This window comes from Mycetocola manganoxydans, from assembly GCF_003667545.1.
Lineage (GTDB): Bacteria > Actinomycetota > Actinomycetes > Actinomycetales > Microbacteriaceae > Mycetocola_A > Mycetocola_A manganoxydans.
Genome location: NZ_RCUV01000008.1, coordinates 52,015 through 73,410, shown reverse-complemented (window position 1 = coordinate 73,410; position 21,396 = coordinate 52,015). Strand labels below are relative to the sequence as shown.

At 62.0% G+C, this 21,396-nt stretch carries 25 protein-coding genes; 4 read left to right on the top strand and 21 right to left on the bottom strand.

Annotated elements, in window-relative coordinates; genetic code table 11:
• The first annotated feature begins 48 nt into the window (after positions 1 to 48).
• Positions 49 to 330, top strand: coding sequence for a metal-sensitive transcriptional regulator (locus tag D9V29_RS08450; protein ID WP_121672891.1), 282 nt, complete (start codon positions 49 to 51; stop codon positions 328 to 330).
• Between the two features lie 21 nt (positions 331 to 351).
• On the opposite strand, the gene D9V29_RS08445 is transcribed toward D9V29_RS08450, so the two are convergent.
• From D9V29_RS08445 to D9V29_RS08390, 14 genes are all read right to left on the bottom strand, one after another.
• The gene (locus D9V29_RS08445) at positions 352 to 1,275 is read right to left on the bottom strand and encodes a F510_1955 family glycosylhydrolase (RefSeq protein WP_121672890.1); all 924 of its coding nucleotides are present in this window, start codon (positions 1,273 to 1,275) and stop codon (positions 352 to 354) included.
• 25 nt (positions 1,276 to 1,300) lie between these two features.
• The gene (gene ccsB, locus D9V29_RS08440; protein WP_121673026.1) at positions 1,301 to 2,269 is read right to left on the bottom strand and encodes a c-type cytochrome biogenesis protein CcsB; all 969 of its coding nucleotides are present in this window, start codon (positions 2,267 to 2,269) and stop codon (positions 1,301 to 1,303) included.
• A gap of 45 nt (positions 2,270 to 2,314) precedes the next feature.
• Positions 2,315 to 2,452 carry a hypothetical protein gene (locus D9V29_RS14915; protein ID WP_183084961.1) on the bottom strand — a complete coding sequence of 46 codons (138 nt, stop codon included), beginning with the start codon at positions 2,450 to 2,452 and terminating at the stop codon, positions 2,315 to 2,317.
• Between the two features lie 47 nt (positions 2,453 to 2,499).
• Positions 2,500 to 4,182 carry a cytochrome c biogenesis protein ResB gene (gene resB, locus D9V29_RS08435; protein ID WP_121672889.1) on the bottom strand — a complete coding sequence of 561 codons (1,683 nt, stop codon included), beginning with the start codon at positions 4,180 to 4,182 and terminating at the stop codon, positions 2,500 to 2,502.
• Positions 4,166 to 4,912: a cytochrome c biogenesis CcdA family protein gene (locus D9V29_RS08430; protein WP_121672888.1), complete on the bottom strand. Its 747-nt coding sequence runs from the start codon at positions 4,910 to 4,912 to the stop codon at positions 4,166 to 4,168. Before D9V29_RS08430 ends, resB begins: the two co-directional genes overlap by 17 nt.
• Positions 4,913 to 4,921: 9 nt before the next feature.
• Positions 4,922 to 5,509 carry a TlpA family protein disulfide reductase gene (locus D9V29_RS08425; RefSeq protein WP_121672887.1) on the bottom strand — a complete coding sequence of 196 codons (588 nt, stop codon included), beginning with the start codon at positions 5,507 to 5,509 and terminating at the stop codon, positions 4,922 to 4,924.
• A gap of 332 nt (positions 5,510 to 5,841) precedes the next feature.
• Positions 5,842 to 6,465: a DUF305 domain-containing protein gene (locus D9V29_RS08420; RefSeq protein WP_308428564.1), complete on the bottom strand. Its 624-nt coding sequence runs from the start codon at positions 6,463 to 6,465 to the stop codon at positions 5,842 to 5,844.
• Between the two features lie 657 nt (positions 6,466 to 7,122).
• The gene (locus D9V29_RS08415; protein ID WP_121672885.1) at positions 7,123 to 7,827 is read right to left on the bottom strand and encodes a M23 family metallopeptidase; all 705 of its coding nucleotides are present in this window, start codon (positions 7,825 to 7,827) and stop codon (positions 7,123 to 7,125) included.
• Between the two features lie 366 nt (positions 7,828 to 8,193).
• Positions 8,194 to 8,817 (bottom strand): DUF305 domain-containing protein, encoded by a 624-nt coding sequence (locus tag D9V29_RS08410; protein ID WP_229790466.1) that lies wholly within the window; start codon positions 8,815 to 8,817, stop codon positions 8,194 to 8,196.
• Between the two features lie 60 nt (positions 8,818 to 8,877).
• The gene (locus D9V29_RS15240; RefSeq protein WP_183084960.1) at positions 8,878 to 9,054 is read right to left on the bottom strand and encodes a hypothetical protein; all 177 of its coding nucleotides are present in this window, start codon (positions 9,052 to 9,054) and stop codon (positions 8,878 to 8,880) included.
• Positions 9,055 to 9,428: 374 nt separating this feature from the next.
• Entirely contained in the window at positions 9,429 to 11,660 is a 2,232-nt protein-coding gene (locus tag D9V29_RS08405) for a heavy metal translocating P-type ATPase (protein ID WP_229790465.1), read from the bottom strand.
• A gap of 32 nt (positions 11,661 to 11,692) precedes the next feature.
• On the bottom strand, positions 11,693 to 12,031 hold the full coding sequence (locus D9V29_RS08400; RefSeq protein ID WP_183084959.1) for a heavy-metal-associated domain-containing protein: 339 nt from the start codon (positions 12,029 to 12,031) through the stop codon (positions 11,693 to 11,695).
• Between the two features lie 44 nt (positions 12,032 to 12,075).
• Positions 12,076 to 12,357, bottom strand: a complete 282-nt coding sequence (locus D9V29_RS08395; protein ID WP_121672881.1) for a metal-sensitive transcriptional regulator — start codon at positions 12,355 to 12,357, stop codon at positions 12,076 to 12,078.
• 187 nt (positions 12,358 to 12,544) lie between these two features.
• On the bottom strand, positions 12,545 to 12,868 hold the full coding sequence (locus D9V29_RS08390; protein ID WP_147436241.1) for a DUF418 domain-containing protein: 324 nt from the start codon (positions 12,866 to 12,868) through the stop codon (positions 12,545 to 12,547).
• A 465-nt stretch (positions 12,869 to 13,333) separates the two neighbouring features.
• Between D9V29_RS08390 and D9V29_RS08385 the strand changes: the two genes are divergently transcribed.
• The gene (locus D9V29_RS08385) at positions 13,334 to 13,591 is read left to right on the top strand and encodes an SHOCT domain-containing protein (protein WP_121672879.1); all 258 of its coding nucleotides are present in this window, start codon (positions 13,334 to 13,336) and stop codon (positions 13,589 to 13,591) included.
• Positions 13,591 to 15,063, top strand: a complete 1,473-nt coding sequence (locus tag D9V29_RS08380; protein WP_121672878.1) for a multicopper oxidase family protein — start codon at positions 13,591 to 13,593, stop codon at positions 15,061 to 15,063. Before D9V29_RS08385 ends, D9V29_RS08380 begins: the two co-directional genes overlap by 1 nt.
• A 146-nt stretch (positions 15,064 to 15,209) precedes the next feature.
• On the opposite strand, the gene D9V29_RS08375 is transcribed toward D9V29_RS08380, so the two are convergent.
• The 7 genes from D9V29_RS08375 to D9V29_RS08345 form a co-directional block, all read right to left on the bottom strand.
• On the bottom strand, positions 15,210 to 16,370 hold the full coding sequence (locus D9V29_RS08375; RefSeq protein WP_121672877.1) for a helix-turn-helix domain-containing protein: 1,161 nt from the start codon (positions 16,368 to 16,370) through the stop codon (positions 15,210 to 15,212).
• Positions 16,367 to 17,149: a hypothetical protein gene (locus D9V29_RS08370; RefSeq protein WP_147436240.1), complete on the bottom strand. Its 783-nt coding sequence runs from the start codon at positions 17,147 to 17,149 to the stop codon at positions 16,367 to 16,369. The genes D9V29_RS08375 and D9V29_RS08370 overlap by 4 nt, the downstream gene beginning before the upstream one ends.
• Before the next feature lie 570 nt (positions 17,150 to 17,719).
• Complete coding sequence (locus D9V29_RS08365; protein WP_373294808.1) at positions 17,720 to 18,280, bottom strand: hypothetical protein; 561 nt, start codon at positions 18,278 to 18,280, stop codon at positions 17,720 to 17,722.
• A 167-nt stretch (positions 18,281 to 18,447) separates the two neighbouring features.
• Positions 18,448 to 18,846 (bottom strand): hypothetical protein, encoded by a 399-nt coding sequence (locus D9V29_RS08360; RefSeq protein WP_121672874.1) that lies wholly within the window; start codon positions 18,844 to 18,846, stop codon positions 18,448 to 18,450.
• Positions 18,847 to 19,003: 157 nt separating this feature from the next.
• Positions 19,004 to 19,294, bottom strand: a complete 291-nt coding sequence (locus D9V29_RS08355; protein ID WP_147436239.1) for a hypothetical protein — start codon at positions 19,292 to 19,294, stop codon at positions 19,004 to 19,006.
• Between the two features lie 176 nt (positions 19,295 to 19,470).
• Positions 19,471 to 20,295 carry a hypothetical protein gene (locus D9V29_RS08350; protein ID WP_147436238.1) on the bottom strand — a complete coding sequence of 275 codons (825 nt, stop codon included), beginning with the start codon at positions 20,293 to 20,295 and terminating at the stop codon, positions 19,471 to 19,473.
• Positions 20,296 to 20,351: 56 nt separating this feature from the next.
• The gene (locus D9V29_RS08345) at positions 20,352 to 20,867 is read right to left on the bottom strand and encodes a hypothetical protein (RefSeq protein ID WP_121672871.1); all 516 of its coding nucleotides are present in this window, start codon (positions 20,865 to 20,867) and stop codon (positions 20,352 to 20,354) included.
• Positions 20,868 to 21,082: 215 nt separating this feature from the next.
• Between D9V29_RS08345 and D9V29_RS08340 the strand changes: the two genes are divergently transcribed.
• Positions 21,083 to 21,352 (top strand): substrate-binding domain-containing protein, encoded by a 270-nt coding sequence (locus D9V29_RS08340; protein WP_310793913.1) that lies wholly within the window; start codon positions 21,083 to 21,085, stop codon positions 21,350 to 21,352.
• Positions 21,353 to 21,396 lie beyond the last annotated feature (44 nt).

Below are 21,396 nucleotides of genomic sequence, written 5' to 3'. Positions count from 1 at the left end.
AACTCGCGATGGGTTGACCGCCAGCGCCGACAAAAAAGGACCGGATAAATGCACGGCTATATCGACAACAAATATGAACTCCTGAAGCGGCTCCCACGGGCTGAAGGCCAGGTGCGTGGCATTCACCGCATGGTCGAAGAAGAGGCGTACTGCATCGATGTACTCACTCAGGTGGCAGCGGCGACAAAGGCCGTTGAGACGGTGGCGTTGTCCCTTCTCGAGGATCACTTGGGGCACTGTGTCGCGGAAGCGACGCGTCAGGGAGGCGCTGTTGCCGACGTGAAGGTCAAAGAAGCGTCCGCGGCGATCGCCCGTCTGGTGCGCTCCTAGTTCTGCTCTGGCGTCGATGGGCTAGCGGGGGAGGATGTTGCTCCAGCTCTTTCCCCAGTCGCTGCTGACGCTGAGCCCGCTGTCGTCGCTGGCCAGTAACCAAACGTCGTCGCCGTCTTCGAACGCTCCGAACGCTTCGAACGCTCCGTCGACAGCCCCGGTCTGTGACATGGAGTCTCCGTCGGTCCGCCACACGGAGCCGGTGGAATCGACCCCAACTACTCCAGAGCCGATCGATTCGATCAGGACCAGCGGGGAACTGGGGCTTGTGGGCGTGAAGGCGACACCGCCGTCAGTGCTTCGCTGGAGCCCGGACGCCGTGGTGGCGTAGACCATGTTGGGATCATTCGTGGCGGCGGCCAGGTCAATCGCCTGAATTTCCGCGCCGAATCTCCACGATTCTCCGGTGTCCTCGCTTATCCGTAAACTGCCGGTTGCGGAGTCATAACCGTAAATGCGGAACTGGCTATTGTCGAGCGCGACGGCCGTGAGAGCGTGGAAGTCCACTTCTTGTTGGAGGGAGATGTGGTCCCACGTTTTGGCTCCATCCGTACTGCGGATAAGTCCAAGGTTCGGTGGAGTGAAATCAGGATACTCGGCGGGGTCGGGATGGCCGGAGGCGAACATGGCGCCTCCGTCAGTGATGGTGAAGCCCATGGTGTCCTGCGCCCGGTCGGCGACTTGGTGGGTGCGGACGGATGCTGTCTGCGGGAATCCGTCGATTGAGTTGGGCACGGCGACCTCCCATACTCCGTTGTGGGAGGCGACGTAGAGGATGCCCGCTTGCGTATCCATGTCGATGGCGTGGATGTGTCCGAGTGAGTCAAGTGAAACGTCACTTTCGGGTGCTGAACACGCCGATAGCAAAGCGGTTGCACTCACCGCGACGATCACGACGTTGAATGTCCGACTGAACCGGCGCCCCGGGCGAGACTGTGAAATCATAGTGACCTTTCAGGGTGGAAGCGGGTTACAGGCCCGAGTAAGCGTGCAAGCCCTTGAAGAACAGGTTGACCACGGAGAAGTTGAACATAACGGCGCTGAACCCGATGATCGCGAGCCAAGCTGAGCGGGATCCGCGCCAGCCCCGGGTCGCCCGAGCGTGTATATAACCCGCGTAGATCACCCAGATGATGAAGGTCCAGACCTCTTTGGTGTCCCAGCCCCAGTACCGGCCCCACGAACGTTCGGCCCAGATGGCACCTGCGATCAGGGTGAACGTCCAGAGGATGAATCCCACGATGTTCGTACGGTAAGCAAGGTTTTCCAGGTCCTCGGCCGAAGGCAGCGTCGCGAGGAATTTGAGCTTCAGTTTCTTCAGGTCTCCAGTACCCGCTTGACGTCGGTTCTGCACGAGTTGGAGCACCGACAGAGCGAAACCGAAGGCGAAGAACGCCGTTGCAGCGGAGGCGACGAAGACGTGAACCACGAGCCAGGCTGACTGCAGGGCCGGCGGCAGCGGGATGATCGCGACATAGAAGTCGACCGCGGCGATGCCGAGAAGAATCAGCACTAGCCCGGTGATGAAGGTGCCGAGGAAGCGCAGATCCATTCTCAGCAGGACGACGAGGTAGATTGCCATGATCATCAGGGTCCCGGTCATGGCGAACTCGTACATATTCGCCCACGGGACCCGACCGGCGGCGACACCGCGCGTTACGACGGCGGCGAGGTGCAGCAGGAGGCCCAGGGCTGTCAGCGCGAGCGCGACACGCAGTACGGGCGATCGCCGAGCCGGGATTTGCGGGGAGGCGGTGCCTGGGCGGCTCAGCGTGGTCACGGGGCGGCCGGAACCCGCTGCGCTGCCGGTCTGCGCAGTCGCGAGCGATGACGCCGACGTGTCTTTGGAAGCTGGTGTGTTGGCGGCAGCGGTCACATCCGCTGATCGGCGGGCGAGGTCGAGCGCGAACGCGATGAACGCGAGTACGTACATCGCCATCGCCGACCAGAGGGCGAGCACGGAAAGTTCGTTCAGATCCACGGTTTATGGGTACCTTTCGGTTCTGCGGGTGAGTACTGCGGACGCCGTCTGGTTGCGGCGGGAGACGATCGCGACGGGGATGCTCGCACGAGTGTTGTGGCTGCCCCGCCCGTCCAGGACGAACAGGACGAACAGGAGCATCGGCCCTAGGTTGGTCCCGAAAGCGTGCATGGTCCCTGAGCGCGGGTTCATCGCTGTAATCCCAGGGCGTCGCGGTGACGGGAGGCGATCGCGTCGATCGCTTCGGCGAGGCCGGGGTCCTCACCGCGAGCGAGTCCCGCATATTGAACCCGCACAGTGCCGTCGGGGTTGTCGGTGGCCTTGATCCACACCCGTCGACGGGGAATGAACAGCGATGTGAGCAACCCGATCATGATGAGGATTGAGAAGACGAGCGCCCATCCTTGGGCAGGATCCTGTTGGACGTCGAAGGAGGCGAAGCGTGCGACTGAACCGGAGAAGTCGGTCGTGGTGACGTCCCGGTCAGCCGTGTTGGGGGCATCCGGATTGGCGTTCTCGAAGGTGATCGTGCCCAGCCCGTCGGGGAGTTCTTGGCTCTGCCCCGGCATGAGCTCGATCGAGTCCCTGCCGGTGTCACCGCCGAGGAGTTGCTTCATCTTGTCGGTGTCGAGTGCGTATACCGACTTGGGGACACCTTCGTCGATGCCCAAGTCACCGGAGAAGACGTTCAGTGTCAGCAGCGGGAAGATCAGATCGGGGTGGGTTGAGGTGTAGGCCCCGGTCTCCATCTCGAATGCCGTCGGGTACAGGAAGCCGATCATCCCGAGTTGCTTCTCAAGGCCGTCCGGGACCTTGACGATACCCAGCGAGGTGAGGTTGCCGTCCTGGGGCAGGAACGGAATGGAGTCGGTGAAGACGACGGCGCCGTTCGGGTCGCGCACGGTGATCGTCGGGGCGTAGCCATTGCCCAGCAAGTAGACGTCAGTGCCTTCGAAGCGCAGCGGGTCGTTGACTTTGACCGTCCGTTTCTCGGTTACGCCGTCCTGGGTTCGCGTTGTTACCGTGGCCGCATAGTCGATCGGCATGCCGTAGGCGTCGAGATTTTTCTGCTCGTGGGTCACGTCGAAGGATTCCAGCGACAACGAGTACGGCGGAAGGTTGTCGGGATTGTAGAAACGCCCGGGGTTGAAGGAGCTGTAGTCCAGGAGGGTGTTCACGAAGGTTTGTCCCTCGACGATCACGCGTTGGCCGGCGTAGCCGACACCGCCTCCGACGGCCACGGCGATCAGCATGCCTACGAGTGAGGTATGGAAGAGGAGGTTGCCGGTTTCGCGCAGGTATCCGCGTTCGGCCGACACGGAAACGTCACCGTTGCGGCCCTGGTACAGCTCGGTGCGGTAGCCGGATTTCTTCAGCAACGCGTGCGCTGACTCGATCGCTGTGCCGGCGTTTCCGCCTTCGAGGGTGATGTCGGTGTGGGCGGTTAGCCGCTCGAGCCGGGCAGGAGTGCGCGGTGGCTTGGCCCGCATCGCCTGGTAGTGGTGTTTGGTTCGGGGTATCACACAGCCGATCAGTGAGATGAATAGCAGCAGGTAGATGCTCGAGAACCAGACGGACCCGTAGACGTCGAACATTTGGATGTTGTCGAGTACCGGTGCGAGGTCGGGGTTGTCGGTGAAGTACTGGATGACGCCGTTCGGGTCCGAACTGCGTTGGGGAACCAGTGAACCGGGGATGGAAGCAATAGCGAGCAGCAGGAGCAGGAGCAGAGCGGTCCGCATGCTCGTGACCTGCCGCCAGATGAACCGCACGGTTCCGGTGAAGCCAAGTTTGGGCTGGATGATGGCCGTGTCGGGTTTCTTCGGCTGCTGCGCGGTTGCCGCATCGACGTAATCAGATGGTCGTGACATAGCCCTGGACCAATACTCCGATGCGTGACATGAGGATTCCCCAAAGACCGGACACCATGAAGAGGCCGACCAGGATGAGAAGGATGCCACCTCCTACGTTGATGGCACGAATATGTCGCTTGAGAAATGCGATCGAGCCGGTGACCCGGTCGAAGCCAGCGGCGACAAGGAGGAACGGAATGCCCAGGCCGAGGCAATAGAAGAGCCCGAGGAGCGCACCACGACCGGTCGACCCGGAGGTGAGGCTGAGCGCTTGGATGGCGATAAGCGTCGGACCGATGCACGGCGCCCAGCCGATAGCGAAGACAATGCCGAGCAGCGGAGCGCCGGCAAGTCCGGTCGCGGGCCGGAAGGATGACTTGACGGTGCGTTGGAGGAAGGAGAACTGGCCAACGAAGACGAGGCCCATGAGGATGACAACGACTCCGAGAACGCGGGTGATAATCTCCTGCCACTGCACCAGGAACGCACCGACTGTTCCGGCGAATGCTCCGATCAGTACGAAGATCAGGCTGAAGCCGAGGACGAAGAGCAGTGCGCCGAGGACGACCCGTGAGCGTGCCGGTCCCTCTTTTGATCGTGGGCCGTTCGACATGCCGCTGACGTAGCCGAGGTAACCCGGCACGAGCGGCAACACACACGGTGACGCAAACGACACCAACCCGGCGAGCAGAGCGAGGGGGATGGCAGCGGCAAGCTGGCCGCTGATGACAATTTCACCCGGATTCATGACGGCGCTCTATTCTGCGATCGCGTCGCGGATCAGCGTGCCAAGAATGGAGGCTTCTTTCAGCTGGCCGAGGATGCGGGCGGCGACCCGGCCTTCCTTGTCGAGCACGAGCGTGGTCGGGACTGCCTTCGGCGGCACCGTCCCCGTGAAAGCGAGCTTCACTGCGCCGTCCTGAACGTCCAGGATCGACGGGTACGTGATCCCGTAGGTGTCGTTGAACGACAACGCTGTGTCAGCCTGGTCATACACATTGACGCCGATGAACTGGGCGCCCTTGCCGTCGTGTTCGGCGCTGAGCTCCTGAAGCATCGGAGCTTCGGCCCGGCATGGTGCGCAGGATGCGTACCAAAAATTGACGACGAGAACCTCACCGTCGAAGTCCTCGGACGAGATGTTCTCGCCGCCCTCGGTCGTGCCGGAGAAAGTGATCGATTCACCACGTTCCGCCTTGGGAATCTCGGTAACGGATCCGTCGCCGGCGATGTACCCCTTGTTGTTGCCCTCTTTGTACTGCTCAGCGAGCGGGTCGCTGGCGCAGCCGGTCAGAGTCAGAGTGGCGGCGATCACGGTCGCGGCCACGCGCATCCGTCGTCTCATGCCGCCCTCCCGTCCGTGGTCTTTGCGGCGTGCTGGGGCCGGGTAGGTGTGGAGAGCGCGCTGTCGGCTCGGTATAGGCCGGGGCCGGCCGTCCGATTGTGTCGCGGAATCAATGGCGGTGTTGAAGCGGCGAGGCGGTTGCTCCGCCGGGTGGGATATTCGGCTGGGGCGGGTGCGGGGGAATGCATTTCGGAGTTCATTGCGTCCTGAGGATGGGGCGCCCGAAGGCGGAAGTGTGAGCGGGTGGGGTCCCGGCGAGGCGAAACCCCACCCGTGGGAAGCGCCATGAAGGGCCGCCTCCCGTCGGCACATCGAAGTGCCTTATCGGAGGTTTAGAGGGACCCGAGGAGGTTTTCCATAACCGCGATTTCTTCGGACTGGGTCGAGACGATCGTTTCGGCCATCTCAATGGCGTCCTGATTCTCGCCCTCAGCGATCTCCGTTTCAGCCATCTCGACCGCACCCTTGTGGTGCTCGATCATCTGTTCCAGGAACAGGGTGCTCGCTTCAGCCCCGGACGCACTCTCGAGGACTTCCATGTCTTCCTCGGACATCATGCCGTCCATGCCGTGGTCCATACCGCCCATATCAGCGTCGGCGCCCCAGGCGTCGAGCCAGTCATTGAGCTGCGTGATCTCCGGTCCTTGCGCATCCTTAATTTGCTGGGCGAGATCGGTCACTTGCTCATCGATCCCGTCTTTCGCCAGGATGATGTCACTCATTTCGACGGCCTGCTCGTGATGAGGGATCATCATTTGCGCGAACATGACGTCGGCATCGTTGAATTGCGCTTCGGCGGAGGCGCTGGGTGCCGTTGTACCTGCCGTCTCACCGCTTCCGCCGGATACACCGGTTGAGCAGGCGCTCAACGTGACGGTGGCCGCCAGAGCGACTGCTGCCAAGACATACTTGCGTGAGTTGATCATTGTTTCTTTCCATTTGACGTCGTAAAACACTGGTTGCCTCACGTCCCGTAAGCACGGCTACGTGAGCAGAGGAGAAACAGTGTCCGGCTTAGGTGCGACTGATGGAAAGTACGGTCAACGAGGGAAAATAAACGTGCAGTCGGGCCGCAGTGACCGCCCGGACCGCTCGCTCGCCCGCGTCAAGCAGGCGGTAGTGGACCGCCGGGTATCTGGCGACAAGGACGAGGGCGCTGATCACCAGCACCATGACGCAAATCATGGCCATCACGGCACAGTCCAGTACGCATCGTTGATCACAGATCAGATTCTGTGCGGCTGCGTTCGACTCGACATCCGCCGTCTGCTGTGCACTGACGGCGGGCGCATAAGACGTTGATGCAGTGGGCGCAGTGAGTCCGTTTGCGCCACCCATCGAATGCAGAGCCACAAATCCGATGAGGATTACTCCAAGGACAAGAGCGACCCTGACAAGTCTTCTCCCATTTTCGCGATCGTGAGAGGCGGGGCTGATAAAGGGTTTCACCGTGCCCCTTTCTCTCGCGCTGGAGGCATCACTGTCCGGCATTATGTACCCCCAAGGGTACCTCACGGGGGAGATGAACCCGTCTGGGTCCCCATGTCGATGACATCGCCGGCGAGCACCAAGGGGTCGGTATCGACTTGGTGCTCGGTTACCTTGGTGCTCGGTTACATCGAGACGCCGCGGGCGCGGAGGAACGGGGCGGGGTTGGTGAACGACCCACCGATCCGAATCTTCAGATCCAGGTGGCATCCGCTGACCACACCCGTCGCACCGACACTGGCGACGCCAGTTCCAGCGGTGACGAGGTCCCCAACAGACACCCGGAAGGACCCTGATTGCAGATGACCGTAGATCGATTCCACTCCGCCGCCGTGGTCCACGATCACTCGGTTCCCGTAGGCGCCGGCGTTTCCCACGAACGACACGCGTCCGGCGGAAACCGCAACGACCCGAGTACCACACGAGTTGCTGAAATCCACTCCGTCATGGAAACCATTGGAGCAGCCCGCCGAGTTGCAGATTTTCCTGCGAGGTCCATACGGCGACGATATGGGTCCTGAAACCGGTCGCACCCACGAACCCGATGTGGGGCCGGTGTAGGGGACAGTGGAGGCATCGGACCGTGGCTGTGCGGCCATGTTCGCTGCGGCCCTCGCTGCTGCTGCAGCTGCGGCTGCGGCTGCGGCTGCGGCTGCTGCCCGTTCTGCTGCTGCGAGTTCCTCTGGGGTGGTTGCGGAGTAGCCGTCCCGGACGACCTCGCTGCGGAGGACAGCAGAGTTCACAGTGAAACTTTGGATTTCGCCGCTGAGCATCGCGTTGACCTGTGCGGGAGCTTCATCGCCCGGCGCGGCAAAAGCAGGAAGGGCCATAGTCCCGAACAGTCCAGGCACGATCAGGCCGAGTGTCAGAGTCGCTCGGACTCGGCGGCGGCGCTCCGCCCACGTTGGCGGGCTGGCCTGTTGTCGCGCCGGTTTAGGCCGGGGTCTCGCGGGCGGTGCCTGGCGCGAAGGCGCCGGCTTCGCGGAGGCGGCGAGGCGGATGCTTCGTCGGGTGGGAAATTCGGGTGTTACAGGTGTAGGGGGATTAGTTTCGGAGTTCATTGCGTCCTGAGGGTAGGGCGCCCGAAGGCGAAGATTTGAGCGGGGTGGGGTCTCGAGTCGGGCGAGACCCCACCCCGAGGGAATCTCCTGAGGAGGCGGCTCCCGTAGGCACATCGAAGTGCCCTATTGGAATGTTCAGAGTGAGCCGAGCAGGTTTTCCATGACGGCGATCTCTTCGGACTGGGTCGAGACGATCGTTTCGGCCATGGCAATCGCGTCGGGGTTGAGGCCGTCGTTGATTTCGGTTTCGGCCATCTCGATCGCACCTTCGTGGTGCATGATCATCTGTTCCAGGAAGAGGGTCTCTGCTTCAGCACCCGACGCGTCTTCAAGGGCTTTCATGTCCTCGTCGGACATCATCCCGTCCATGCTGTCCATGCCGTGGTCCATACCGCCCATGCCAGCATCGGCACCCCAGGCGTCGAGCCACTCGTTGAGCTGCGTGATCTCTGGCCCCTGGGCGTCTTTGATCTGGTTGGCGAGGTTGGTGACCTGGTCGTTGACCCCATCCTTGGACAGGATCATGTCGCTCATTTCGACGGCCTGTTCGTGGTGCGGAATCATCATTTGCGCGAACGTCACATCGGCGTCGTTGAATTGTGCTTCCACTGACGCGCCGGGCGCGCTGGAGCTTGTCGTCTCACCGCTCCCGCCGGCCGAGCAGGCGCTCAACGTGACGGCAGTCGCCAGGGCCGCTGCTGCTAGAAGATACTTGCGTGGGTTAAACATGAATTCTTTCCATTCAAAACTCGTACACACTGGATGCCTCACGGGCCGTGGACGACGGCTATGTGGGCGGAGAAGGGTCAGTGTCCGGTTTTAGGTGCGACTGATGGAAAGAACGGTCAACGAGGGTAGGTAGACGTGCTGTCGGGCTGCGGCGACCGCTTGGACCGCGCGTTTGCCGGCCTCAAGCAGGCGGTAGTAGACCGTCGGATATTTGGCGAGAAGAATCAGCGCTGTGATGACCAGGACCATGACGCAGATCATTGCCATCAGGGCACAGTCCAAGGCGCATTCTGCATCACAGGTCACGGCCGTACTCGACTCTACGTCCGCTGCTTGAGGCGCCACTGGCGCGTGGGCGTCTGCACCGTGCGAATGCGACGTCGATGAGGTGAGAGCAGTGAACCCGTGTGCCCCGCTCATGGAATGCAGAGCCACAAATCCGATGAGAACTGCACAGAGCACGAGGGCGACTGTGAGAACTCGCTTGAGGCTGGTGCGACGGAGAGGGCCGGGGTTGTGTGAGCGTCTCACCATGCCACCCTCTCTTGTCCTCAGAATCGCCGTTACCGTTTCGTTACCCCCTTAGGGTACCTGACAGCACGGGGGAGCCGCTGAGCGTTTGGTGTGGATCGTTCAGAGGCCTAGGACGCCGGTTTGCTCGCGCTGCGCGGGGGAGCGGGTGAGGGTTTGAACGACCGCAACCGGAGGCTATTGGTGACCACGAACACCGATGAGAATGCCATCGCCGCTCCGGCCAGCAGGGGGTTCAGGAGACCGAGCATCGCGACTGGGATGGCGGCCACGTTGTATGCGAATGCCCAGAACAGGTTGCCCTTGATGGTCCTAAGGGTGCGTCGGGATAACCGGATTGCATCACCAACAGCGATCAGGTCGCCGCTCATGACGGTGATGTCGGCGGCGGTGATTGCTGCGTCCGTCCCGGATCCCATTGCGATGCCGAGATCGGCGGCGGCGAGGGCTGCCGCATCGTTGACACCGTCGCCGACCATCGCAACGACGTGTCCGTCCTCCTGTAGCTGGCGGATGGTGTCGAGCTTTCCTTGCGGTGTGACGCCGGCGCGCACGTCGGTGACACCGATCTGTGCGGCAACGGCCTTCGCCGCTCCGGCATTGTCGCCGGTGAGGAGAACCGGTGTCAGGCCGAGTTGTTGGAACCGGTCGATTGCGTCACGGGCGGTGTCTTTGACCGTGTCGCCCACCACGAGAACCCCGCGGGCCGCACCATCCCACGCCACCACGATGGCGGTTTTACCCTGCCGTTCACCGAGCGCGACCGCTTCAGTGACAGCCGGAGTGTGGTTCATTCCCCATTCGGTTTCGAGCCAGGACCCGCGGCCTGCGACAACGAGACGACCGTCGATAATCGCTTGGACTCCTTGTCCGGAGTGCGCGATGAAGGATTCGGGCGAATCGACGTCAAATCCTCGCGTTCGTGCGCTGTCAACGATTGCGCGGGCGATGGGGTGCTCGGAACCGAGTTCGGCTGAAGCGGCGAGGTGCAGCAGTTCGTCTTCTGCTTGCCCGTCAGCCAGTGTGAGCGAGGAGAGCGTCATCCGCCCGGTGGTGACCGTTCCGGTCTTGTCGAGCACGACGGTGTCGATGCGCTGGGTCTGCTCGAGAACCTGGGGTCCGCGGATGAGGATTCCGAGTTGTGAACCTCTACCCGTTCCCACAAGTAACGCTGTGGGGGTGGCTAGGCCCAGTGCACAGGGGCAGGCGATGATGAGAGTGGCTACCGCCGCGGTGAACGCGAACTCAGCGGATCCGTTGATAATCAGCCAGGCGACGAACGTAAGGATGGACAGTCCGATGACGATGGGTACGAAGATGCTGGAGACGCGGTCGGCGAGACGCTGGACCTGGGCTTTGCCGGTCTGTGCTTCCTCGACCAGCCGTCCGAGACGGGCGAGTTCCGTGTCAGCGCCGACCTTGGTCACCTCGACGGTGAGACGGCCTCCCACGTTGTTGGTGGCTCCGATGACTCGATCGTCCACGCCCACTTCGACGGGGACTGCCTCTCCGGTGAGCATGCTCAGGTCCACGGCGGACGCACCGTCGACCACTAGCCCGTCGGTGGCGATCTTCTCGCCAGGACGCACGACGAACCGGTCGCCGACGGCCAGGGAGCTCACGGGCACGAGAGTTTCTCGTCCATCACGGAGGAGCATGGCCTCCTTCGCACCGAGTTCAAGAAGCGCACGAAGTGCTGCTCCGGAGTCACGTTTGGCCCGGGCCTCGAAGTAGCGGCCGGCCAGGATGAACACTGTGACCGCCGCGGCGACTTCCAGGTAGATTTCGTGCTGGCCGGCCCCCGGGGAAGCGAACAGTGTGAAGCTCATCTGCATGCCGGGCATTCCGGCCATTCCGAAGAACAGGGCGTACAGCGACCAGCCGAATGCAGCGAGGACACCCACGCTGATCAGCGTGTCCATCGTCGCTGCACCGTGCCTGGCGTTGATCCAGGCGGCACGGTGGAACGGCCATGCGCCCCAGACCGCGACTGGCGCGGTGAGGGTCAGCGCCAACCACTGCCAGTTGGTGAACTGGAGTGCAGGCACCATCGACAGCAGAACCACCGGCAGGGCAAGTGCCGCGGAAATCAGCAGGCGGCGAAGAAGACTGGACGCTTTGGTTTCCGACGGTTCGGCTTCAGTTGCAGGGCCAGCCTGTGGGGGTGCCGGGACCGCCGCCGTGTAACCGGTGGCTTCAACGATCGCGATGAGCTCTGCGGCGTCCATCTCCGAACTGGTCCGGATGCGAGCCTTTTCGGTGGCGTAATTGACGGAGGCCTCAACTCCGGGGACGCGGTTAAGTTTGCGTTCGATCCGGTTGGCGCAGGACGCACATGTCATGCCACCAATGTTGAGTTCGAGGTCGGTGGTGGTCACCTTTCGGTGCCAGCCAGTTCGTATCCTGCCTCGTCGATCGCGGTGCGGACGGCGTCGATGTCAAGCGTTGTGTTGCTTGCGACGGTGACGCGGGAAGGAGCGCCCGCGTTGAGCTGTACGTTGACGGATTCCACACCGGGCAGTGCTGAGAGTTCCTCGGTCACGCTCGCTACGCAGTGCGAGCAGGTCATCCCTGTGACGAGGTAGTTCTCGGTCGTGGCTGTTGGAGAGGCAACCGTGCTTTGCTTTGTGGTGCCATGATCGTGTGTTCCGCAGTTGCAGCTGCTGTTGGCGTCGGTGAGGCCGAGGTCGTTAGTGGTGTTGGGTGTGCACATGATCTGATCTCCTTGGTGGTGGTATTGGTGTGTGGCGTGGGTGCTTAGGAGCGCACTAGGCGGCTAATGGCGGCGGATGCCTCTCGGAGCTTTTCTTCGGCGATCGGGCCGCCCTGTTCACTCGCTTCGGCCACGCAGTGTGCGAGGTGGTCGTCGAGGAGGGACAGGGCAACGTTTTCCAGTGCCTTGGTCACGGCGGCTACCTGAGTGAGGATGTCGATGCAGTAGGTGTCGTTCTCGATCATCTTCTGGATGCCGCGGACTTGGCCCTCGGCCCGGCGGAGCCGCTTACTCAAATCTTCTTTATTGTCTACGTAGCCAGACATAACGCCTCCTCCTTCACCTGTCCGTCATCGTGGGAACGTCTTCGTGACACTTGTCATACCCTACGGGGGTATAACGATACCCCCGTAGGGTATCCCGCGCAACTCTGAATTTTGATTCTCACTCTCAAGAGCGCTCAATGGACGCGGCGCTCAGTTGCTGAGGCTCCCTCGATCCACGGGAATACGATCAGACGCTCTCTGACCGCGCCCACCCACTGGGCAAACGCAGAAGCGCCTCCAAGGGTCCTACTTGAAAATACTTACGCCAGAGTGTCGCACCGCCGATTGCGGATACGACGATGATCAGGCTGATCAACGCCCCGGTGGCGAACGAGTACGGCTCGGGTCGGAGGAAAGAGAGAACCACAAGGTGGAACACGTAGACGGTCAGTGCCAACTGTCCCGCAGCAGCCAAGCTCCACAGCTTGTCTCCCACGACCGGCCACAGGCGAAGCAGGGCGCCGAGCACGAACATGGCGCTTCCTAAGCCACTCACCAACCACAACGGCATTTGACCGTGTGCCACGCCCGTCAGCAGCTCTGCAATCGCATCTGTTCCACTGTTGCAAATTGATCTGGGGTGCCGGTTCCCGTGTCCCCCGCTATAGCAATGCGGGTCGGCGGGGTCTTTGTGGGAGCTCCGGGCTTTTCAGCAACGTTCGAAGGTTGACCAGCCGGGGCGAGCGTGGCGAGGAGCGAAGTCGCGCCGACACCGACACCAACAGCCAGGACCGCGACCGTGATGACCAGAATCGTCTTTCGTCGCGACGAGGGAGCTGGCATTTAGGTCTTCTAACGTAGTTATTCGCTAGTTATAGCAGAGCAGAGCAGAGACAAGAGGCGAACATCCATGTGGATCCCTGTAGCAAACGGATTGGCTTGGCCCGATCCGGGCCAGCATACCCCTATACACGGATACCCTCCAGGGGTATTTTGAGTATCAACGCCAACGTGCCGGCAAAGTGAGGAGCCCACCATGATGGGGGGATACGGTTGGGATATGGGCTGGTCGTGGCTGTTCGGGCTGCTGATGCTGGCCGGAATCGTGCTGCTTGTGGTGCTTGCCGTGCGCGTGTTCGGAGGGGCGAGCAGTCGTAGCGCGGGTTATGGCGCAACGGGGCCGACACCCGGCCCGAATCGCGCTCGTCAGATCCTCGACGAACGATACGCCAAAGGCGAGCTGACGACCGAGCAATATCGGAAACAGATTCAAGTGCTCAGCGAGAACCCATAGTGAAACCGATCAGTCGCCGCAGCGCGTTGACGCTGGGCGGGTTGGGCCTCGCTGGCACCGCGGTTGGTGGCGTCGGCTTGTGGTGGAGTTCGTCATCAGCAAGACCCGCACGGCCGACGGCAGGAGAAGAACTGCGGGAACCGTCAGAACTGCGCAGCGCGAACGGCCGGCTGCAGCTCCGCCTGGACGCGGCCCCAGGCACGATTGAGATCGGCGGGCGCACCGCCAACGCCTTGAGCTTTAACGGGGGGATTCCAGGACCAACGCTCCGGCTGAAGGCGGGAGACAGGCTTGGCGTCACACTTCACAACGGTCTTGAAGACCCAACAAACCTGCACGTGCACGGCCTTCATGTGTCGCCCGAGGGCAACGGCGACAATCCTTTCGTGACCGTGGTGCCGGGCGAAACTTTCGACTACGAGTTTCAGCTGCCGGCGGACCATCCGCCCGGGGCGTTCTGGTACCACCCACACCACCACGGCCTTGTCGCCGATCAAATATTCGGCGGCCTCTATGGGGCGATCATCGTCGAGGATCCCGAGCCCATCGAGGCGGTTAGGGAACGGGTGCTAGTGATTTCCGACATCACTCTCGACGGGCAGGGACGCATCCCGTCCGTCGCTCCGATGGAGCAAATGATGGGCCGGGAGGGCGAACTCGTGCTCGTCAACGGCCAAGTGAACCCCTTGCTGAGCGCCAGACCGGGCGAGCGCGAACGGTGGCGAATTGTCAACGCTTGCGTCTCCCGGTACCTGCGGCTGCGGCTCGACGGGCAGCAAATGCAGCTCCTTGGTATCGACTCGGGCCGGTTCGCGACTCCCGAAGCCGTGGAGGACATCGTGCTCACACCCGGTAACCGTGCGGACCTTTTGGTCACGATGGTCGAAGGATTGGCGGTGCTCGAGGCGCAGCCCTACGACAGGGGCCGTGCCGGGGGGATGATGGGCGGAAGCGGACAGCCACGTTCCGGTACGGCGGCCGGCCGAGCCCGGCTGGCGACGCTGACCGTAGCGGGCGAGCCGGTGACGGCAGCACCTGAGGTCCCGGTTCAGCCAGCACCTCGAGACCTTCGCGGCTCGACCGTCACGGCGCGACGGGAACTCACCTTCGCCATGGGCATGGGCGGAATGATGGGCTCCGGCGGGATGATGAGCTTCACCATCAACGGCCAAAGATTCGACGGCGAGCGAGTCGACATCACCGTCGAAGCGGGCAGCGTCGAGGAATGGACTCTCAGGAACACGAGTCCCATGGATCATCCGGTGCACCTGCATGTCTGGCCGATGCAGGTCGTGGAGTCCGATGGTGGCGCATCCGGCGCCGCGATCTGGCGGGACGTTGTGAACGTGCCGGCCCGCGGCCAAGCCCGGGTGCGGATCGCTTTCGACGACTACACCGGCCGCTCCGTCTACCACTGCCATATCCTCGACCATGAGGACGAAGGCATGATGGGCGTTATCGAGGCGCGCTAGGAAATTCGATATGATCAGGTATTTTTAGTGCCGATAATGGTTATTCTGTCAACAGACGGCCATTCGCCTATCGAGCCCACTGGCGCGAGTTGGCGCTCGGATGAGACCAGCTTCGAACTCGATAACCGCAAAACTACGCTCCTCACTTAAGGCGCGCCGGATTGCCGCCGGCGGCCGAGCAGCGAAACAACGTTCGAGGGGTTCTCTCCAACGGTCGCGTCCGAAGCTTCGACAATCGGCACCCGCGCCGTGGCGATGTCGAACAGCATCCGGGGCGCACGCGCCTGGTCAATAAGCGTGTCCCGGGATATTCCAGCTTCCTCGAGAATCTCAAGCGAGCGGGGAAGCATTGAAGGCTGCTCCACCGCCGTTACGAGGCCGGGTTCACTGCGGCGCCAGCCACGTTGAGTGAGCGTAATGACCGCGTTGCGGTAAGTCACGTCGCTGATGGCGCCGAGCCGACGAGCACGGAATAGCAACGCTTGGATGCTTACGCCCCACTGCTCTTTGAGTGCGCCGAACGTGTCCCAGGAGCGTGCGTTCATCGCTGTGGGAAGCAGGGGCCGAAGATCCGCTGCTGGCAGAAGCAGTTCGGACGCGAACCGGTGCGCTTGGTCCTCGACCAACCGGCCACCAGGTTCGGCGTCCCGATGCATTACAAGGTGTCCGAGTTCGTGGGCGACGTCGAACCTCTGCCGGTAGTAGTCATTTTTCACGGGGTTGAGTACGACTACAGGTCTACTGCTCGAATCGAACGAGTATGCGTCAACCGCGGAGGTCTGCGTGGGGCTGAAGATTAGCAGTATCCCGTGTTGTTCAAGCGTCCGGACCAAGTGCTTCACTGGACCCGGCCTAATCCCCCAGGCTCGCCTGAGTTCGCGGGCGGCCTCCTCGGGACCGTCGTCGCCATCGTCAAGGGTCACCTCGATCGATGGGACGCTTATCTCCGGGAATTCGACGTGCTTCTCTACGGCATCCGCAATGTCGACGGCGAGAAGCCCGTACGCGAACGCCTGATCGCGGGCTTTTTGGCTTGTCGAACGCAGAGAACGGAAGTGGGGAACCGAGCCTGGGACGGAGGAGGCAACGCCTCTAGGGGCGAAGAACGCGGGTGTGACTCCGAGGCCGACGGCCAGTTCGGTTACGTTCGCTGCTGTCGGTCTTTTTGTGCCCGCCTCCCAAGCGGAGACGGCGGTCGCGCTCTTGCCGATGCGTGCAGCCAGCTCACTCTTTCGCAGTCCGGCAAGCTGACGGGCGAGGACAAGTCGCTCGCCCGCGAAGAGGCTCGGGGCTTGGGAAGTGCTCAATTCGCTTGCTCCGCAGCTCCACTTCGGCGCAGCCGCAACGACACGTCGGGAGCATCCTGAGATGGGGCGGGCGCATAAGGAACGGTTCGCGAGCTCCGCTCGGGCGCAGGGCCACCCAGCAAATCTTCGTGCCAATGCCAAGGTACAGTCGAGTCCTCGTTGTAGCGCGAGTGTCCGATCGCGAGCTCGCGCTCTGAGGTGTCGCGGTCGAGCGCGTGGACGAGAACCAAAGTGGGCATCCCTACCGTCGGTAAAGCGTCCTGCGCAGCGAGGTCCGCACGTTGCTCCTCGTCGAGGATCTCATCGAGCAAAGTCATGGGGATGAAAGTCGCGGGAGTCTGACGCGAGACGGCCTGCAGCGTCTTGCTCGCGTGCGTCCAGTCGATACTCGCGACGTCTCCCAGCCGGTAGGAGTGCGTGATGAAGCGGAATCCTCGTAGCGCCCATCCGTTGCTACCGTGCAAGTTCGAACGAACTACCGTGCCTGCCTTAATGACGGGCATCGTGCGGCGGGCCTGGTCGGTCAGCCCTTCGTACAACACGTCGAGTCCGACAGACTCCATCCCCTCTGCGACCTCGAAGTCCCCACACGAAAAAATTCTGTCCAGCCTGTCGGCGAGCAAATCGTATCGACCAACGCCAGCAGACAGGGCGGTATAACCAGTTCCGCGCGCAAAGTCCTCGAACGCCTGGTCGCAGGCAGACTGGAAAGCCCAAGCGAGGCCGCGGGACATGTCGTCGGCGTGGAGTGCTTCAAGGGCAGCTTCTCTAGTGATCACGAAGCCCAGAATACACTCACAGCCAGTATTTATCAACCGAAACGCAACCTAAACCGGGCGATTTCACTTACAGGCCAAACTTGAGCAACTGTGGGCCGCGATTTCTACGGTCTTGCGTCCGCTGACGCTACGACTCCGGATGCATGCGGTGCCCAAGTCTGATTGACCACACCAAGCTCGCGATTGACGCACTTCCCGACCAGCAGCGTAAAGACGCCGACTACGGAACCGGTGAACATACCCCTGCCTCGTCACGCTCAACGGAGTGGCCGTCAGCGGCGCCCTCAGCCATATGGTTCTCGCTTAACGGGAGTGCGCACCGCCGACGACGACTTCATTTTCCATGACGCTCGGGCAGGGATCACGACGCAAACGGAGCCATGGCGAGAGCCTCGCTTGCCTATGCGGTGCAACAGGAGTGGTCGGACTAGGAACCCTGCGGCCACTCCCCCGCGCATAGCCGCCGGCCGCCTTCGCGGTCCCAGGTAGGCCCAGCTCACCGGAGCCATCTTCGGCCTAATTGAACGAGACGCAGTGGTGGGCGTCATCGTTGTGAAATCAGAGACACTTTCAGGCATCCATCCAAAAAAGCCCGTAAAGGCTCATGACGGTGAGTAAGTCCGGGTGCTCGGGGCGAAGTATCTCGTCGTTAATATTCGTAAGTTGCGGAGATACCGTTCCGTCGTCGGGATGCTCGAACAATGCCCAGAGCAAAAGGTCGTCGCCGTGTCTCGATCGGAATTCAAGCCCATTGAACGCTGGAGCTCCGGTGATGCTCGCCTCATACAGTGCTCTCGACACAAGTTGTGTGAGCTGTCGGGGAGCCGATTCTTTCAACGCGGCAGCATCGAAATCGACGAAGCCTTGCTCTTGAGCTGTCTTTAACCACATGCCTCGTAGAGACGCGATCGTCTCTGCGGCAGTGACTGCAACGTACGAACCGAGGAGGTCTGCGGATCCGATCAAACGGTTCTCGACCCAATCGAGCGAAACCGCTCCTGCAGGCAAGGCTGGAAAGGCAATGTCGTCCACCTCATCCGACTCGATCGCTTCCATTTCCGCGTCCACCTCTGTGTTTGGTCTGAACTTGGCAAGCACTTCAAAGAAGCAGGCAACTGCAGTGGCGCCCACGTACAGAGTCCGATACTGACCTGTTGGGTCGTCCCATCGTCCGTCAAATCGGCCATCGGTGTTGGCGTACTTCCAGTCGGTCCATGCCCAGGGGTTTGGCCGATACCCTATTCGCCAAATGCGGCCAGGATTCTTCGTTACCGGAAGGCTCGCATAGTCGCGAGACACTAGCCGACGGCCATGAAGGTCCGCGCGGCCGCAATAACTTGGGGGCCAGCCACATCGAGAGGCTCATCTCTGAGAAGCTTTGCAGGCGCATTGTCGTCGAGCTGCGGGTTCATTCCCTGGAACCAGGACTGGATGGTGGCCTTACCTTCTCGTTCATGAAGGAGACCCGCGACGTGGTAAGCGACCCGGAGCCGCTGTACAACATCCGCCCCGGGAACTCGTTCTCCGTCGGCCCATTCGCGGACCGCCCGGGTGTGCGAAACATGACCGATGTACGCAACAAGCTTCGCTCCGATAATTTCCCGAAGACCAGACACAATGTCGTCTGTTCCGAAGCGTACGGATTCGTCATAGGCACGAAGCCCGGGGCGCGAAGTAGCTTGACTGGTGAGGCTCATGACACCAATGGTAGCGCGTTAGCCGAATAATACACCGATTTAGTGGGGTAAATTGCAATTGAAATTGCACCCGATATTACACGAGCTTCTTCAGCTCAGCGAGAGATGGAATGGCCAACGACTCGTTGACCAATTGGTTTCGTCACATGGTAGGTGGTTATCGGATTCTGCTTTCGAGGGCTTTGAGCCACACGGAGGCGGCCTTTCGCCGTTCGTCCACCTCAAGCGCGAGGCCGATCCCGTAACCCACCAAGACCACGTACAGCAAACCAGCACCCGCCACTCCGAGGTGGAGGAGCGGGTTCAGAGCTGCGACGCCGAGAACAACAGCAATGATGGAGACGATCACGGATCCGATCGCCACAAGCATCTGTGCAGTTCCTGGTTCGCCGTATCGCCTCAACCCGGTCAGCACAGCAAGGCGCACGTCGGGCTTTTTCCGCGTCATCGACACGAAGTTCTCTACTTCTGCAACGGTCGGCCATTCCGATCTGGCTGGCCAGTATGGGTGCGCGTCGGTCGGTAGCTCGGAAGGCATCCAAGGCACGTAACGCCCGAACATCGTGGCCGCTCGAAGCTCTCGACGAGCCCGCGCCTTACGGCCCCTCCGTCCTCGCGAACCCATCAGCGGCTGAGACCGCCGCGAACCCGCTCCTGCACGGCCGACGATGATTTGCCGCGGGGCTTAGCGGCTTTGCCAGGTTGTACACGCACTGCCTCGCGTGGGTGTTTAGCGTTCTCGCCGTCTGCAAGCAGTCGGGCAGCGATTACGTCTTTAGCAATGCCCTTGTCCTCGAGACTGGCGGCGAACTCTTGGCGTCGTTCAAAGCTGTCGTACTCCTGAGCACTGGCGCTACGCTCGTTGACTCCTTCGCCGGCTTGCTTCCAGTCGGCCTCGCGATCGGCGAACTCGTTGAAACCTGTGATGTCGGCGCCATCGACGTCGCCGGAGTTCCAGTCCCTCTCTGACTTTTCCTGAGCCTCGCGCTCTCGCCTCTCAGCGTTAGCGAAGAGGATCTGGCTGGCAGTGAGTTCCTCCGCTGAACGCTCTCGCTCGGCGCGGGCGTCGGCCCTTGCCTGCTCGGCTTCACGCAATGCCGCGGCCACCTGGGCGGGGTCTCCGCCCGGTGCGTCGACATCGACGCCGTAACGGTCCTGCACTTCCCGCCGGACCGTATCGCCGGCCTCACGTGCGACGTCGTCGTGGTCTCGCCACACGGTCGCTGTCTCGTGAACCAGGGCAATATCGTCGATCTTCGCGCCGTCCCACCACTCGGCGTGCCGCAACGGTTCGAGGCTGGCGCGAGCTGCGCCGCGTTCTGCCTCAAACCGATTCTCGAGCTCGCGGTACTCCTGCTGTGCGGCAGCCTCTCGCGTGTGGCTCATCTGCTCGCGCAGTCGGGAAATTCGCTCTCCGAACTGCAATGCCACTGTGAGAGCGATGCGCAACGAGTCATCGAACGTTTCGCCTACTCCGTCTGTTTCGTCGGCCATGTTTGATCCCCCTAGTCCCTTCCGTGACCGTCACGCTCGCGTGGCGTGACTGGCGTTTTGTGCTTACTTGGTTGCAGCTTGTTTGGCAGCGGCGAGCCGGTGCCGGGCGCTGCAAGTCCGTCCGTCGCGCGGCGCATGACCTCGTTCTCCGAAGCCATCACCCGGCCATCGGTCCGGGTCGTTGTCGCCGAGATCTCCGGCAGACTCTGTTGCACCTGAGCGAACTTGCTGCGCATCATTTCCGTCATCTGTTCGGCTCGTCGCGCGTCGCCGGCTGCAGTGTGAGCGTCGAGGATCGCGACGCTGACTCGGCCGAGCTGGCGGAGCATGATGGCTTCCGCCATGGTTCCGCGTCCGCCACTGGCGGCCTGCATGAGAATCATTGCGGCGTTCGCTGCGGAGCCGAGCTGCGCTGGTTTCGGCTTCGACTGGTGAGCCCTGAGGTGCGCGCTTCGGGCCAGTTCGCGGGAAGTCTCAGCGAGCGGTCCAGGCGTCGCCTCAACCCGCTGTGACCATGCCGCGAACACCCCAGAAGTCTCCCGAGCAACGTGAGCCCACGTCGCCCGGTCGGTGACTGGAACGTCCCTCAGCTGCTTGCGGAGCTGCGCCAGTTCATCGGTGTACTGCTTCCACAGTTGCGGGTCCGGGGTGGTTTCCTCGCGGCCCGGTGCAACCGGTCGGTACTGCCATGGGTTCTTGCTGGTGGCGCGCCACTCGTCGGCCGCTGCCTGTGCGGTGGCGGGTGCGTCCGGCCATCCTCCTGCAGGCGCTCAACATGCTCGGGACACTGTCCGTTCCCGACGACATCGCGATCATCGGCTACGACGACATCGACTTCGCCACCGCAACCGTCGTACCCTTGTCGTCCATCCGGCAGCCGAGCGCCCTCATTGGGTCGACCGCTGTCGATCTGCTGCTGCGTGAAGCGGATTCACCGTCCGACTTCGAGCGTGAGCACATCGTCTTCCAGCCGGAACTCGTCGTTCGCGAGTCCACTGCTCCGCGCCCGTAGCGGCACGGCTCGCCCCGTCCCCCGAAGTCGGAGAGTCGCTGGAA